General features: G+C 49.8%; 13 protein-coding genes. 6 read left to right on the forward strand and 7 right to left on the reverse strand.

Annotated features, from left to right (window positions below):
• Positions 1-35: 35 nt before the first annotated feature.
• Both hutI and hutU read right to left on the reverse strand, forming a co-directional pair.
• Positions 36-1295: an imidazolonepropionase gene (gene hutI / locus I2I11_RS16290; protein ID WP_196268806.1), complete on the reverse strand. Its 1260-nt coding sequence runs from the start codon at positions 1293-1295 to the stop codon at positions 36-38.
• 61 nt (positions 1296-1356) lie between these two features.
• Positions 1357-3069 (reverse strand): urocanate hydratase, encoded by a 1713-nt coding sequence (gene hutU, locus I2I11_RS16295; RefSeq protein ID WP_196268807.1) that lies wholly within the window; start codon positions 3067-3069, stop codon positions 1357-1359.
• A gap of 492 nt (positions 3070-3561) precedes the next feature.
• Between hutU and I2I11_RS16300 the strand changes: the two genes are divergently transcribed.
• A complete protein-coding gene (locus tag I2I11_RS16300) occupies positions 3562-4266 on the forward strand; it encodes a sulfite exporter TauE/SafE family protein (protein ID WP_370583001.1) in 705 nt (234 codons plus the stop codon).
• 36 nt (positions 4267-4302) lie between these two features.
• On the opposite strand, the gene I2I11_RS16305 is transcribed toward I2I11_RS16300, so the two are convergent.
• On the reverse strand, positions 4303-5223 hold the full coding sequence (locus I2I11_RS16305) for a M90 family metallopeptidase (RefSeq protein ID WP_196268808.1): 921 nt from the start codon (positions 5221-5223) through the stop codon (positions 4303-4305).
• A 34-nt stretch (positions 5224-5257) separates the two neighbouring features.
• Positions 5258-6253: an acyl-CoA synthetase family protein gene (locus I2I11_RS16310; protein ID WP_196268809.1), complete on the reverse strand. Its 996-nt coding sequence runs from the start codon at positions 6251-6253 to the stop codon at positions 5258-5260.
• A gap of 75 nt (positions 6254-6328) precedes the next feature.
• Here I2I11_RS16310 and I2I11_RS16315 point away from each other — a divergent pair, with 75 nt between their 5' ends.
• On the forward strand, positions 6329-6883 hold the full coding sequence (locus I2I11_RS16315) for a hypothetical protein (protein ID WP_196268810.1): 555 nt from the start codon (positions 6329-6331) through the stop codon (positions 6881-6883).
• A 173-nt stretch (positions 6884-7056) separates the two neighbouring features.
• On the opposite strand, the gene I2I11_RS16320 is transcribed toward I2I11_RS16315, so the two are convergent.
• Complete coding sequence (locus tag I2I11_RS16320; RefSeq protein ID WP_196268811.1) at positions 7057-9465, reverse strand: alpha-ketoacid dehydrogenase subunit alpha/beta; 2409 nt, start codon at positions 9463-9465, stop codon at positions 7057-7059.
• Positions 9466-9665: 200 nt separating this feature from the next.
• On the opposite strand from I2I11_RS16320, the gene I2I11_RS16325 reads away from it, so the two are divergent.
• Together I2I11_RS16325 and ald are read left to right on the forward strand one after the other, a co-directional pair.
• Positions 9666-10430, forward strand: a complete 765-nt coding sequence (locus I2I11_RS16325; RefSeq protein ID WP_196268812.1) for a DUF1573 domain-containing protein — start codon at positions 9666-9668, stop codon at positions 10428-10430.
• 239 nt (positions 10431-10669) lie between these two features.
• Positions 10670-11782 carry an alanine dehydrogenase gene (gene ald, locus I2I11_RS16330; protein WP_196268813.1) on the forward strand — a complete coding sequence of 371 codons (1113 nt, stop codon included), beginning with the start codon at positions 10670-10672 and terminating at the stop codon, positions 11780-11782.
• 146 nt (positions 11783-11928) lie between these two features.
• Here ald and I2I11_RS16335 read toward each other — a convergent pair whose 3' ends face one another.
• Complete coding sequence (locus I2I11_RS16335; RefSeq protein WP_196268814.1) at positions 11929-12393, reverse strand: type I restriction enzyme HsdR N-terminal domain-containing protein; 465 nt, start codon at positions 12391-12393, stop codon at positions 11929-11931.
• Between the two features lie 89 nt (positions 12394-12482).
• Here I2I11_RS16335 and I2I11_RS16340 point away from each other — a divergent pair, with 89 nt between their 5' ends.
• Both I2I11_RS16340 and I2I11_RS16345 read left to right on the forward strand, forming a co-directional pair.
• Positions 12483-13256: an AMP nucleosidase gene (locus I2I11_RS16340; protein ID WP_196268815.1), complete on the forward strand. Its 774-nt coding sequence runs from the start codon at positions 12483-12485 to the stop codon at positions 13254-13256.
• A 9-nt stretch (positions 13257-13265) separates the two neighbouring features.
• Entirely contained in the window at positions 13266-14915 is a 1650-nt protein-coding gene (locus I2I11_RS16345) for an amidohydrolase (RefSeq protein ID WP_196268816.1), read from the forward strand.
• A gap of 61 nt (positions 14916-14976) precedes the next feature.
• Here I2I11_RS16345 and I2I11_RS16350 read toward each other — a convergent pair whose 3' ends face one another.
• On the reverse strand, positions 14977-16305 hold the full coding sequence (locus I2I11_RS16350; protein WP_196268817.1) for an MFS transporter: 1329 nt from the start codon (positions 16303-16305) through the stop codon (positions 14977-14979).
• Positions 16306-16323: the final 18 nt, after the last annotated feature.

Genomic DNA, 16323 nt, shown 5'->3' on the forward strand with positions numbered 1-16323 from the left:
ACAATAATTTATGTTATACTACCCGCACAATCTATTCAAGTCCTGCCTGAAATTCTGTTCCCTTTTTTCCAGATAATCTTTGGTTTTAACTTACCCTGGAAGTATAAAATCTCCTTGTAATTTTCTGTCGGGAAGGCAATCATGTCGGCCAGCTTTCCTGTGGCAAGTATGCCGCGGTCGGTGAGATAGAGGGCGTGTGCGGCACGTGAGGTGATGGCCGCAAGCGTTTCGGCGGTCATAAGCTTTTCGGAAGCACCCAGCAAAGCAGCCTGTAACAGCAAATCACCCATTGGTGCAGAGCCGGGGTTCCAGTCAGTAGCTATTGCGAGACAAAGGCCGCCGTCGAGCATTTTGCGTGCGGGCGCATAGCGCATGCCCAGCCCCAGCGATGCACCCGGCAAGACAGTGGCCACCGTTCCGGCTTCCTGCAGCAACGCTATTTCCACTTCGGTGCTGGCCTCCAGGTGATCGGCGCTTACGGATCCTGCCTCTGCTGCCACCCTGCTGCCACCGGTGCTGAACTGATCGGCATGCACGGTCAAGTCAAACCCCATATCTTTTGCTGCCAGCAGGTATTTGGTGGCGGCCTTCTCCGTAAAAGCTGTATCCTCCACAAAAATATCCACGCGGCCGGCTAAATCCTGCTCCAGCACCTGCGGCAACAGCTCGCTTACTATGTGCGCTAAGTATACTTCGGCATCTGTGAATTCGGGGGGCAGCATGTGCGCAGCCAGGCAGGTCGGAACCAGATCCAGGGCGTGGTGCCTGTTCACCAGTCTGATAACTTCCAGCATCTTCAATTCATCGTCCACCGTCAGGCCATAGCCGCTTTTTACCTCGCAGGTGGTTACGCCTTCAGACAGATGCCGGTCGCAACGCCTTTTCAGCAACTCCACCAGTTCTACTATAGAGGCGTCACGGGTTTTGCGCACGCTATCCAGTATGCCGCCGCCAGTGCGGGCAATCTCCAGGTATGATTTCCCGGCGACACGCAGGGCGTAATCGCTGGCACGTGAACCGGCAAAGCACATGTGGGTATGGGCGTCAATAAGGCCGGGCAGTAGCACCATCGGCTCCCGGATCAATTCCAGTTTATACTTGTGTTCCACCGCCTCATGGTGCAGTTGCGTGTACCTGCCAGTTTTAATAATTTTCTCCCCCTGCACCAGCACACCGCCCTGCTCCAGCACCTGTAACCGGCCATCAGCTATCGGCCCAGCAACCGGCAGGTTTTCCATCGTCAGGATTTGACTGAAAGGGCCGATAAGGGTATGGTTTGTGTCTGTTGATTTCATCTAGTGCAAAGGAAAAACAATGTCGTTTCAGTTATTCTTAAAATCGGAAGTAAAAGCGTGCTTAGAGCGTTAACCGGAACTGCGCTGCATTTTCCTGTGCGGTTTCGTAGCCCGCATCAGCATGGCGGAAAATGCCGAGTGCCGGATCGTTGTAGAGCACGCGGCGCAGGCAACGTTCGGCGCGGTCAGTGCCATCGGCCAGTATAACCATGCCGGCATGTTGCGAATACCCAATGCCCACACCGCCGCCATGGTGAAAGGACACCCACGTAGCGCCGCCGGCTGTGTTAGCCATCAGGTTAAGTAGTGGCCAGTCGGATATGGCATCGGAGCCGTCTTTCATGCCTTCTGTTTCGCGGTAGGGTGAAGCCACGGAGCCGCAGTCCAGGTGGTCGCGGCCAATAACAATAGGTGCTTTCACCTTTCCAGTACGCACCAGCTGGTTAAACAGCAGCCCGGCTTTTTCGCGCTCACCCATGCCCAACCAGCAAATGCGGCACGGCAACCCCTGAAAAGTAACTTTCTCCTCCGCCTCATCCAGCCAGTGGATCATGTGCCTGTTTTCCGGGAACAGCTCTTTCAATGCCTCGTCTGTTACCCGGATATCTTCGGGATCACCGGAAAGTGCTGCCCAGCGGAATGGCCCTTTACCTTCGCAGAACAGCGGGCGGATATACTCCGGCACAAAACCAGGAATCTGAAAAGCATCGGACGCACCGCCCTGCTGTGCAAATTCGCGGAGGTTGTTGCCATAATCGAAGGTGATGCTGCCACGCCGCTGCAGCGCCAGCATAAAATTAATTTGCCGGGCCATACTTTGCAGCGAAAGCGCTTTATACTTGTCCGGATCCTGCATGCGCAGTTCTTTAGCTTTCTTCAGGGATAATCCGTTGGGTATGTAGCCGTTCAACGGGTCATGTGCTGAAGTCTGGTCGGTCAGGATGTCGGGCGTGATGTTGTCCTGTAGCAGGCGCTCCAGCACATCGCCGATGTCCCCTACCAAACCGACAGAAATGGCTTCTCCCCTTTCTTTCGCCTCCAGTACCCACCGCTTCGCTTCCTCATAATTGTAGGTCATTTTATCAATATAGCGGGTATCAAGGCGCTTTTGTATTCTATCGGGATTCACGTCCACACCCAGGAAAGTGGCGCCAGCTATGGTGGCTGCCAGCGGCTGTGCGCCGCCCATCCCGCCGAGTCCGCCTGTCACGAGCAGTTTGTGCCGCAAATCGCCGTTAAAGTGTTTCCTGCCACAGGCAGCAAAGGTTTCGTAAGTGCCCTGCAGTATACCCTGTGAACCAATGTAAATCCAGCTCCCCGCCGTCATCTGCCCATACATAATCAGGCCGCGCCGGCGCAGATCGTTAAAGTATTCCCAGGTAGCCCAATGCGGTACCAGGTTGCTGTTGGCAATCAGCACACGCGGCGCTTCCGGGTGCGTGCGCACCTTACCAACCGGCTTGCCCGACTGCACCAGCAAGCTTTCGTCTTCTTCCAGTTCCAGCAGCACTTCTATAATTTTGCGGGCATCTTCAGGCGTGCGGGCTGCCTGGCCCGTGCCCCCGTACACCACCAAATCCGCTGGCGATTCGGCCACTTCGTCGGTCAGGTTGTTGAGAAACATCCGCAGCGCCGCCTCACTTTGCCAGTTCTTAGCGTTTAGTTCCGGGCCCGTTGGTGGTATATAAGTAGGATGATGAGCATACTTCCAGACAAACTGTTCGGTAGTGAGACCGGCTTTGGGCGTTGGTGCAGGAGCAGTGTTTGGGTTCATAGTTAAAGCTTACTGACGTTATACCCAAGTTTGCGAAAATTTATTCAGAAAGTATAGCAGAAGCGGCATAAATTGGCGTTCCGTACGAAATCATAAAGTCAGGACTTATGCAATGAGAGCGATTCTCAACAGAAGCCGGCCATTGCTCAGGTATTTTCAGTATGATCGCTTAGGCGCTGCGAAAGCAAGTATAAACCATGCAATACGAATCAGGGGTTAGAAATTGTTTTCTTACGATAAATGAGGCTTTATCATAAGCATAGAGACACAGATACATTCGTCCCTTCTGTTATACTGAAATTATAGCGCAACCCAATTCTATACTTTCGGCAATTATGTGTATCTCTAAAAGATGTATTTTGGTTAATTAATTTCTTACTTTTGCTTAAATAAAGTCCAAAAAGAAGCAACACCGCACAACAGATATGGTTTTTGCTCCATCTTTAAACAAATACCAACATAGATCCCCTAACGCTATATGTTTTAATCGTCATTTTCCTGGCTACATTAGTCCGGTCGGCTTTCGGATTTGGCGAATCATTGATTGCAGTTCCGTTACTGGCGTTTCGTATTCCTCTTGAGGTAGCTGCTCCGCTCTCCGTTCTCATCTCCATTACAGTGGCAAGTATTGTTGTGGTGCAGGACTGGAAAAAAATTCATGTAGGCAGCGCCAGCTGGCTGATACTTTCTACACTTGCAGGAATACCGCTGGGTCTGCTGATGCTCACGTCCGGTAATGATCTTATCGTGAAGGCTGGTCTAGGTGTAATCATCATTGCATTCTCCATATACTCACTAACTGGGCGAAAGGCCGTAGCGGTTAAAGCCGGCGGCTGGAGCTGGCTGCTCGGATGTGGGTTCTGTGCAGGAATTCTTGGTGGAGCCTATGGATTGAACGGGCCGCCGCTCGTAATATACGGAGCTATGCGCCGCTGGACGGCACAGCACTTTCGGGCGACCCTACAAGGATATTTTTTGCCTGCCAGCATTGTCGGGATGGTTGGCTACTGGCTGGCTGGCCTCTGGGTGCCCGCCGTAACGTACTATTATTTAATTTCCTTGCCCTTAGCGTTGCCAGCAATTTTCCTCGGCAGAATATTGAATCACCGCCTGCACGGAGAAAGCTTTTATAAATATATCTATATGGGCCTTTTAGCTATAGGAATATCTTTTCTGTTCCAGGCTATAAGCAGTTAACATTAACCGAAGGGAAATTACGTATACATCTATACTTTACGCAGCCACGCCGCGCTTTTGCCAACAACAGTTTTTATACTTATCGCCGCTGCCGCAGGGGCAAGGCTCGTTGCGGCCCACACGCTTGCCATACGGGTTTAGTAACTGCCTGAAATTGATACTGAAACGTTTCCGCGGCTTCTGGTGAAAAATCTTTGTAAGGAGTTCATACAACTTCGGATGGTTCTCAGCCAGTTGGCCTGGTTTCTCAAAAAAGTATTCTGTCACCACCGCGAAAAACTCAGCTTCTGAGGTGCCGCCGTAATCGTTGATGTCCGAATCGCCACTATGTATACTTTTAATTTCGCGCAGCATCAGCTCCTGCCAGGGCCGCACCAACTCGTCGGGCAAGTAAGCTTTTGGTATGCCGTCAATTTCACCATCCGCCTGGTCCAGCATGTGCGCAAACTCATGTATGCCCACGTTCCTGCGATCCTGCATGTCGTTGAAGCCGCGCTCCAGCGCCGGTTTTGAGAGGGTTACGTAGTGGTCGTTCTGGAAAGGATTTACACGCCCCAGCATCTCTGCTACAACTTCATTCTGCTCATTTTCATACCGTTTTATACTTCCCGGAAATACCAGCACTTCACCTAAATTCTGGTATTCCCAGTCCTGAAAACCGAAAATAGGAATGATGGCGCTCGAAGCGACAAGTATTTTCGTCAGATCGTCAATCGCTGTTTCGATGCCCGTAATGCGCTTTTCCGCCAGAAAGAGCTGCAGCATTTTCTCAAAGCGTGCTTTACCTTCTGTATCCAAAGTATGATAAAACCCAATCCTATCCTGCAGGATCTTACGCCATTCTGCCGGAAACTCCTGCTTAATCACCTGCCTGCGCCGTCGCTCCCTTCGTGTAGCCCACCTGTAAAAGGCAAAACACAAAGCCACCACCAGTACGCCAAAGAAAATGTATCCCATAAGCAGCTTAAACGGCCTTCAGACAGGAAGGATGCTAGGCGATGAGCAAATTACAACCCCTGATATCGGAATTATCGAAACGGCCCAGCACTTCAAAGCTACCGTCCGGGTGCTGGCGGCCAATATCTTTGGTTTCAATAAATGCGCAGGAGTCTACATTAGCTAAATCGATAATATTGATACCGCCGGAACAATGGTGCATCCCTATATCGAAAGGATCGTTGAGATCGCGGAGGAGGAGGCGCATGGTATAACCGGGCCGGAAAATGCCTTCACCTTTTGAATAAGCCTGCGAGAGGAGTTCCGTCATACCATATTCTGAGTGGATGGCATCAACACCGAAGCCTTGCCTGAGATACCGGTGGAGTTCTTCGCGGATCATTTCACGGCGGCGCCCTTTCATGCCGCCCGTTTCCATTATCGTCACGCCGCTGAAATCTTCGCTGCCCTGTAACTTTTGTGCCCAGTCGAGCAGCGCGTACGAAACACCAATGAGGAGCACCTGTTTGCCGCGCTGCCGGGCTTGCTTTATACTTTGCAGCAGTTTGCCGTGCGCATGTAGGTAAAAGCCTTCTTCCGGTTGGCCCGTTTGCTGCACAAAATAAGCAACCATGGCTACCAGGCTGGAGCTGCCCTGTTCCAGGTAAGATGGCAGCAAAGCCAGCACCACATAATCCAGCAACGGACCGTATGCCTGCTCAAATATGAGCTTTGTGGTAGTAGTATACCAGCTGAGGTGAGAAACAAAATGCCGGCTGCGGCTTTGCTGGGTGGTACCGCTGCTGTAAAATGTTACTTCCGGAGCAAAACCGTCTGTTATCACTTCGTGGCTCTTGAAGAACTCAATGGGCAGAAAAGGGATCTGCTCCAGCGCTTTTATTTCCTGCGGTAACACTCTAAGTTGCTGCAGGTATGATTTATAAACGGGGTTATGCTGCGCCTGATAATGGAACAGTTCAAGGGCTTTCGCTGTGAAGTCAAACTCTTGGTTATGGTGCAATTGCCCGATAAATTCGGCTTTAAAATCCATTTATATAAAGTTACAACAAATGCTATATTGTGTGCGTTTCTTTAGTAAATTTAGCTTCATTTTCGGATATCCCACATGAAATATTTGCTAACCTATAGCCTTGCCCTGCTGTCGCCGGTGCTGCTTTTCAGTTCGTGCCGCAAGGAGCCAAATTATCCAGACACGCCGCAGATAGAATTCCGGCGCGTAGAACAGACAACGGATCAGGAAAATGGCATTTTGCATGATGATCTGACGCTGGTGATAGGTTACAAGGATGGTGACGGCAACCTGGGACTTTCCAAAACAGATACTGCTTCCGGGGATTTTAACCCGCCGTTTGATTTGAAATCGCCCTATTTCAATAACTTTTTTGCTGACTTACAGGTGAAGCGCGGCAACACGTACGTGCCTTATTTCGAAAACACGGCGCTGAACTTCAACGGCCGCTTCCCTAGGCTATCGGGTGACGGGCGCGAGGAGGCGCTGGAAGGAGAGATAAAGTATACCATCTCCAGCTTTTATTCTGACGTATTTGATGCAAGCGATACCATCCGCTTTGAAATTTATATTTACGACAGAGCCCTCAACAAAAGCAATGTGGTGTATACCGACGATATCGTATTATTTACCGGCCAGCCTAAGTTGTAATTTGCTCCTTTATAAAGTATACCCTATTCAAGTATAAAATCCCTGTTAGTTCAAGCTAACAGGGATTTTATACTTTATTCAACTTAGGCTGCGCGGCGATAAGCTGATTTTACCAGCCCTGTGAAGCCTCTGAAGAAGTAAGCAAGCTTTTTCTCACCTTGCTTTATTTATACTTAGTAAATCTTCGGATAAGTTTTCGGATCGGCCTCATGCAGGATGTCGTATACGGCTTCAAAAACATCCTCTACATTTGGTTTGGAAAAATAATCGCCGTCGGAGCCGTACGGTGGGCGATGCGGCTGTGCCGACAGGCATTGAGGCTTGGAATCCAGCCACTGGTAGGCGCCATGCTCATCTACTACCTGCTGCAGCATAAAGGCGGTTGCACCACCCGGCACATCTTCGTCAGTAAACAGCACACGGCTGGTTTTACGGATGGAGTCTGCGATAATATGCTCTAGGTCGAAGGGCAGCAGCGTCTGCACGTCTATCACCTCTGCCGAAATGCCGAATTCCTCCAGTTGCTTCGCGGCTTCCAGCACAATGCGGCACATGGAGCCATACGTTACCACCGTTATATCTGTGCCTGGCTTCAGCACTTCGGGCTGACCGAGCGGCACTGTAAATTCGCCAATGTTGTGTGGGATACGTTCTTTCAGGCGATACCCGTTCAGGCACTCGATAACTAAGGCAGGCTCATCAGACTGCATCAGCGTATTGTAAAATCCGGCAGCCTGTGTCATGTTGCGGGGTACAAGCACATGCATACCACGTATGGCGTTGATTATCATCCCGATAGGAGAACCGGAATGCCAGATTCCCTCCAGCCGGTGCCCGCGGGTGCGCACAATCAGTGGCGCTTTTTGTCCGCCTTTGGTGCGGTATTGCAGCGGTGCCAAATCATCAGAGAGAATTTGGATGGCATACAGCAGGTAGTCCAAATACTGTATTTCGGCGATGGGGCGCAGGCCGCGCAGTGCAGCGCCTATGCCTTGGCCTATGATAGTACATTCCCGTATGCCGGTGTCAGTTACGCGCAGTTCGCCATACTTCTCCTGCAAACCGGCGAAAGCCTGATTCACATCGCCAATCCTGCCTACGTCTTCGCCAATCGCAAATATGCGCGCATCCCGGGCCAGCATCGCATCAAAACAGGCCTGCAACACTTCGCGGCCGTCTACCAGAGGTGCATTCTCGTCGAACGAAGGTTTAATTTCCGCTACAAGCAGAGCCGCCTCATCAGACTGGCTATATAAGTATGAATTATATCTATCGGCATTTTCGCCCTGTGTCTGCTCCAGCCAGCCGATGAGCGCCCGTTTCGCTTCACTGTGCTCATCCCGCACATAGCGCAAGGCTTTGCGCACCGTTCGCACGGCATCACTCCGGATAGGATTACTGGTTTTTTGCAACTCGTCCGTAAGCATGCTCAGTTCTGTGATATGCTCACTTGATCTGGCCAGGTTATTCAGCAGGCGTAGCGCCTCTTCCTGATCTACTTTGATAGAATCGGCAAAATCTGTCCAGGCGGCGCTTCTGGCAGCACGCACGGTATCTTTGGCTTCGCTTTCTATCTGATCCAACTGCTCGGCCGTGGCAATATCGTTCTCCAGAATCCATTCGCGCATCTTCTTCAGGCAGTCCAGCCCGGCTTCCCACTCCAGGCGCTCTCTGGGTTTATAACGCTCATGCGAACCTGAGGTAGAATGGCCCTGCGGCTGTGTCATTTCTTCTACATGCACAAGCACCGGCACGTGCTGCTCGCGGCATACACGCACGGCAGCCTCATAGGTTTCGCAGAGCGCAGCATAATCCCAGCCCTTTACTTTAAAAATCTCATAGCCCTGTTCGTCTTCACTGTTGCGCTGAAAGCCAGACAGTATCTCAGAAATGCTGCCTTTGGTGGTTTGGTACTCGGCGGGCACAGAGATACCGTAGCCATCGTCCCAGACAGAAACCAGCATCGGAATCTGCAGCACGCCACCGGCATTAATAGCTTCAAAAAACATGCCTTCTGAAGTGGAGGCATTGCCAATGGTGCCAAACGCTACTTCGTTGCCGTTAACGGAGAATTCCTGAAACTGATGAAGTCCGGGGTTTTGCCGATAAAGTTTAGAGGCATAGGCCAGGCCCACCAGGCGGGGCATTTGCGCCGCAGTGGGCGATATATCCGCGCTTGAGTTCTTTTGCTCCATCAGGTTTTTCCAGTGGCCTTCGTCGTCTAAAGAACGGGTACCAAAGTGGCCGTTCATGGCCCGCCCGGCTGTAGAAGGGTCTGCGGCAACATCAGTATGGGCATAAAGCTGAGCAAAATACTGCTGCAATGTCAACTCTCCGATAGCAAACATAAACGTCTGGTCACGATAGTAGCCCGAGCGGAAGTCGCCGGGCATAAAGTATTTGGCCATTGCCAGCTGCGCCACCTCCTTGCCGTCACCAAAAATGCCGAACTTTGCCTTACCCATAAACACCTCCTTGCGGCCCGACAGGCTGGCCTGCCGGCTCTCCCACCCGATGCGGTAATCGTTCAGGATTTCTTCTGTCGTTATTTTTTGAGTGATAGATGCTTCAGCAGTCTGCATGTCTTCTCAGTATAGTCGGTAAGTACATTTTATAACCAAAAGTATTTAAAATTCCCCTGAAATCAAATTCTGCGGAGGTAGCGGCGCTAATTTTGGCATAGTATTAGATTGTACCTTTTTGACGAAAGATTGCTTATCTTTGTTGACTTGTTTTCCTGATAAAATTTAATTTATATTGCTTCGTCGGCTTTTACCTGATTATGAAACTAAATTTTTACTTTCTGGCGCTGTTCTGTTTTATATGGCAAGGCTATTCTGCGCATGCACAGGGCGAACTGGAGTATGAATTTGACAGCCATGACTTTGGTACTTTTGCAGAAGGTACACAGGCGACTTACAATTTCAGGGTAAGAAATACGGGTACAGAGCCCGTTGCAATTACAAATGTGCAGCCCTCCTGCGGTTGTACAACCCCTGAATGGACCAAAACGCCGTTAAAGCCAGGTGAAATTGGTTATATCAAGGTAATATACAACAGCACGGGCCGGCCGGGACCGTTTAATAAATCAATAACCGTTACCTCTGATGCAGCCACGCCCACGCATATTTTGTACATAAAAGGCAACGTTGGCCTGGCTGACACGAAAAAAGATCATACACCGGAACAAAAAGCATTGTCCCCGCGTTTGGCAGTCGGAAGCACTAGTTATAACTTTGGAAAACTTGAAAAAGGACAAAAAGCTGTAACTAAATTCCTGATAAAAAATACTGGTCGGCAGGACCTTATTATCAAGGGTGTTCGTTCAGCCTGCAACTGTGTGAGCTACCGTATGTCGGAACCGGCTTTAAAACCCGGACAGACAGCAACTTTGGAACTTACCTTTATCCCAACAATGTTAAAGGAGCAAAACGAAGTTGTAACTATTATTTCGAATGATATAGTGATGCCGGATCTCCGCCTGACACTTAAAGCGGATGTAGTGGAGAGCCCGGCTCCTCAAAATATGCTAAAGGAAGGCAACTAGCCCATTCCTTTCAGATAGTTTTTTTCATAGTTTTATTTTGTACTAATGGCAGTGATTTTATCACTGCCTTTTTTTATTTTACCCCTCCCCTTTGTCCGGCTGTTTATGCCGCTCTCTGGCAACAGAACTGGCTTTTTTTCTTCCCAAATCATACCTGCAGCAAGCCTTTCCGTTTAAGCTTTTATATCAGGTAACTTATAGTATCTTTGCGCAGTTTTTCAAAATAAAACACAAAAAACATGATAATTGGTGTTCCAAAGGAGATTAAGAATAACGAAAACCGTGTGGGTGTTACGCCTGCCGGCGTAATCGAGTTGATTCGCAATGGCCATACCGTATATGTGCAGGCAAGTGCCGGCGAGGGTAGCGGTTTTGCCGACGGAGAGTACGCCAAGGCCGGCGCATCTGTACTTCCGGGCATTGAAGATGTGTATGGCATTGCCGATATGATTATCAAAGTAAAAGAGCCCATCGAATCAGAATATAACCTGATCCGGGAAGGCCAGTTGCTGTTTACGTACTTTCACTTTGCCTCTTACGAGCCGCTTACCAGAGCAATGATAGAGCGCAAAGCTACCTGCCTAGCTTACGAAACTGTTGAGAAAGCAGATCGCAGCCTGCCCCTGCTGGTGCCGATGTCGGAGGTTGCCGGCCGGATGGCCGTGCAGGAAGGAGCCAAATACCTGGAAAAGCCCCTGAAAGGTCGTGGTATTCTGCTGGGTGGCGTGCCGGGTGTGCGTCCTGCCAAAGTGCTTATACTTGGTGGTGGTGTAGTAGGCTCCAATGCCGCCAAAATTGCTTCAGGCATGGGCGCCGACGTTACTATTATGGATAACAACCTGCAGCGCCTGCGCTACCTCGATGATATTATGCCGGCGAATGTAAACACCTTCATGTCGAATGAATACAACATCCGGGAGCTGCTTCCGACCCATGATTTGATCATAGGCGCTGTGCTGATCCCGGGAGCCAAAGCCCCGCACCTAATCACACGCGACATGCTGAAGGAGATGCGCCCGGGAACGGTGCTGGTAGACGTGGCAGTAGATCAGGGTGGCTGCATCGAAACCTGCAAACCAACTACACACGAAAACCCGACCTATATTATTGATGACGTGGTGCATTATTGTGTGGCAAACATGCCGGGCGCTGTGCCTTATACTTCTACGCTGGCCCTGACGAACGCAACCCTGCCTTTCGCCCTCCTGTTAGCCAACAAGGGCTGGCAACAGGCTTGTAGTGAGAACCAGGAGCTCCGCAAAGGCCTGAATGTAGTAGATGGCAAAGTAGTATACAAAGGTGTGGCAGAAGCCTTTAACCTGGATTATACACCTGTAGAAAGCATACTGTAAGCACCATTTATTAAAGTATAAATATAAAAGCGCCTTTCCGACATCTGTCAGAAAGGCGCTTTTATTTCTAATTAAAGTATGGCTTATAGCTGCCTTGTTGATTTATATGCACCGGATCAGGTTTACCGGCAAGTAGCATTAAACTATTATACATCAGTTGCTGGGCCGGGCAGAAAAGCGGGGATATCCTGCAGCGGCGTATAGCTCCTTGTTTCAAAATCTACCTGCCAGCAGTAATGCTGCAGGCCATTGGTGATAACCACAAAGCCGGCCTGCACCGACTGGTTATAAACGGAAGCCTGTTTCACCACTTCCTGTGTGATCGGCACATGTGCAGCCTTGCACTCTACGAGCAGGTGCGGGTTTCCTTCGTTGTTGTACACGCATAAATCCATGCGCTTCTGCAGCCTGTTATAGTTGGCGCCACGCTCAATGCTTATCAGGCTTTTAGGATAGCGAAGTTGTTGTATCAGGTAATGCACAAAGTGCTGCCGCACCCACTCCTCCGGCGTTAGCACCACATATTTTTTCCGAAGCACATCAAAGATCAATGAATTGGCGCCAGAATTCTTAATTTTGTAATCAAATGGTGGCAGATTCAACCTTTCCATCCTGCTAATTTATACTTTTTTGCTGCTCCGCCCAAGTAGTTACAACTGCCGAGGCGGCTTTTTTATATCTGATTACCTATATTTATAGTATGAAAACAAAAGAAGAGATTGTAAGTGACTGGTTGCCCCGCTACACGGGAGTTCCGCTGGATGAATTTGGCGAGTACATTCTACTGACTAACTTTATAAACTATGTGCGCATGTTTGCCGACCGCTTCGGTGTGGAGATGAAAGGCCTCGACAAACCCATGCAGACGGCTACGGCAAACAACATCACCATCATCAATTTTGGTATGGGAAGCGCCATGGCTGCCACCGTGATGGATCTGCTCTCCGCTATCACACCCAAAGCAGCGCTCTTTCTGGGCAAATGCGGCGGCCTGAAAAAGAAGACCCAGGTTGGGGATCTAATCCTTCCGATTGCAGCTATTCGTGGCGAAGGCACATCAGACGATTACCTGCCGGCTGAAATTCCGGCCCTGCCCTCCTTCCGTTTGCAGCGTGCTGTTTCGTCTATGATAAAAAAACATGAGATGGATTACTGGACAGGCACCGTGTATACCACCAACCGGCGCGTATGGGAGCACGACGAAGAATTTAAGGAATACCTGCGCCAGATACGGGCCATGGGTGTGGACATGGAAACGGCCACCCTCTTTACCGTCGGTTTTATCAATGGCATCCCGCATGGCGCACTTCTGCTGGTGTCTGACAACCCGATGGTTCCCGAAGGCGTGAAAACATCAGAAAGCGATAAGCTGGTTACGTCTTCCTTTGTTGAGAAACACCTAAGCATCGGCATCGACTCCCTGCTGGAACTTATCAACTCCGGCGAATCCGTAAAACACATGCGCTTTGAATAAGTTATCCTCATGAAAAATTCTTACAGAACAATTGCTGCCGCCATACTTTTTGGCGGCATCTTTTTTAGCAGCTGCACCAGTAGCCAAACGGCTGATCTGATAGTATACAACGGCAACGTGTATACAGTAAATGATAATTTTGATAAAGCTGAAGCTTTTGCTGTAAAGGATGGCAAAATTATAGCGGTCGGCACTACGGCGGATATCCGTCAGAAGTATAAAGCCACCGAAATGCTGGATGCTGAAGGCAAAACCATTTACCCCGGCCTGATAGATGCGCACACCCATTTTTTCCGTTATGGCCTGGGCCTGCAGTCCGCAGATCTGGATGGCACGGATTCGTTTAAGGAAGTGGTACAGCAGGTCGTGGAACATCGGCAAAAATACCCCGATACAGAATGGCTTACCGGCCGCGGCTGGGATCAGAATGACTGGGCGGTAAAAGAGTTTCCCTCCAAAGACACTTTGGACCTGCTCTTCCCGGACACGCCCGTTATACTTACCCGCGTAGACGGCCATGCTGCGCTCGTGAACCAGGAAGCGCTTGATTTGGCTGGGATTAGTCCTGAGACAAAGATGGTTGGAGGCGCGGTAGAAGTAAAAAACGGGCATATGACGGGCATTTTGATTGATAATGCTGTGGATCTGGTAACTACAAAGATTCCTGCTCCCTCCGAAGCGGTGCAACGAACAGCTCTGAAAACTGCCGAACAAAACTGCTTTGCGGTTGGCCTGACGACCGTTGATGATGCGGGCCTGGATAAAGCTACTGTGGATCTGATAGATGCGATGCAGCAAAAAGGAGAACTGCAGATGCGGGTGTATGCCATGATGAACCCAACACAGGAGAACAAAGATTATTATTTTAAAAATGGTCCTTATAAAACAGACAGGCTGCATGTCTGCTCCTTTAAAATTTATGCTGACGGTGCTTTAGGATCCCGGGGAGCGAATCTGCTGGAACCTTATGCTGACAGGGCCGGGCACTATGGCTTTCTGCTCTCGTCAGAGCAGGAGTTCCGGGATGTGGCCAGGCAACTCAACGAACATGGCTTCCAGATGAACACCCATGCCATTGGCGACTCAGCCAACCGCCTGCTGCTGGATATATATGGTGAGGTGCTGGGCGGCAAAAACGACAAACGCTGGCGCATCGAGCACGCCCAAATTGTAGATCCGGCTGACATGAACAAGTTCGGCAAGTATAGCATTGTGCCTTCTGTACAACCCACGCACGCCACTTCAGACATGTACTGGGCCGGAGACCGGCTGGGCAGCGAACGGCTGACACATGCCTATCCCTACAGGGAGATGTTGCAGCAAACAGGTTACTTGGCTTTAGGCACCGACTTTCCGGTAGAAAGCATCAATCCGTTTTATACTTTCCACGCAGCGGTAGCCCGGCAGGATGCAGAGAATTATCCGGCCGGCGGCTTCCAGATGGAAAATGCACTTACGCGCGAGCAGACCTTGCGTGGCATGACGATCTGGGCCGCAAAATCAAACTTCGAAGAAAAAGAGAAAGGAAGTATAGAAGAAGGTAAATTCGCTGACTTTATACTTACAGACCGCGACCTGACGACCATAGCACCGGAGCAGATGCGGGCTACGCAGGTGCTCCGTACTTACCTGAACGGGAAACTTGTATATAAGAAGTAGTTATACTTCCCAAAATAAAAAGAGCCGCTTATACAGCGGCTCTTTTTATTTCTGAACAGGTTTAAAGCGGAGCTGTAGTCTTCTCGGGTTCATCTGGCTGCATCAGCTTACGCCACCGCACCATTGATAGGAATACCAGCCCAAGTACAAAGAATACCACCAAGGCCCGCACGCTGTTGCGCATGGAGCCTGTTGCCTGTGCAATGGCGCCATAGGCCAGCGTTCCGAGAACAATGGATATTTTTTCTGTTACATCATAGAAGCTGAAAAAGGAAGCATGATCAGTTGTATGTGCCGGTATGAGCTTGGAATAGGTTGAACGCGACAGCGATTGTATCCCTCCCATAACAGAGCCAACCACGGCAGCCAATATATAAAAATCATAAGCTCCCTGGATAAAATAAGCGCCTATACAAATCCCAATCCAGATAACGACTGCCACGATTAGCGCCCTAATGTTACCGACTCTTTTCGAAAGTACTGCAAACCCGTACGCCCCGGCTATGGCAACCAGCTGAATAATAAGTATGGTAAGTATAAGCGCATCGTCAGGCAACTTCAGTTCTTCTATTCCGAAAATGGTAGCCACATACATGACAGTCTGCACCCCCATGTTGTAAAAGAAGTAAGCCAGTAAAAAGCGTTTCAGCAGCGGCAAATGCTGCACCTGCGCCAGTACCTTCTTTAGTTCGCGGAAGCCATTCAGCAACCAGCTGCCCTCCGGCTTGCGGTGGTATACATTGCCTGGCAGATGGTAAAAAGTATACTGGGCAAAGCCAAACCACCAGAGGCCTGTCGTTAAAAATGCAATGCGCGGCGGCAGGCTGGTGTTATTAGCTGCAATGCCAAACCAGCCAGGCTTCAGAATCATGGCAAGGTTAAAAATAAGCAACAACACACTGCCGATGTAGCCCATGGCAAAACCGCGGGCGCTCAGTTTATCATACTGATCTTCGGTTGCGATTTCGGGCAGGTAGGCATTGTAAAAAACGATGCTCCCGCTGTAGCCGATAGAAGCCAGCACAAAAAGTATGACCGAGAACGTAAAGGTTTCTTTGGTAAAGAAGTATAAGCCCACACAGGACAGGGACCCCAGGTAACAAAAAAGCTGCATAAACAACTTCTTACGTCCGCTGTAATCGGCAATAGAAGTCAGAAAAGGGCTAAGGGCGGCAATAATTAGAAAAGAGGCCGAAACGGCATAAGAGAAAAGCACCGCACTCTCCAGCTGCAATCCCAGGAAATCAACAGCCGTAGCACCAGAAGGGCTTCTGGCAACGGCGCTATAGTAAATCGGGAAAATGGTTGATGTAATAACGAGTGAGTAAACAGAATTAGCCCAGTCGTAAAAGCACCAGGCTCTGGTGGTGGCAGGGTTGTTTTTTTGCATCCGGTAATTTAATAAAAA

The organism is Pontibacter rufus (assembly GCF_015694705.1).
Lineage (GTDB): Bacteria > Bacteroidota > Bacteroidia > Cytophagales > Hymenobacteraceae > Pontibacter > Pontibacter rufus.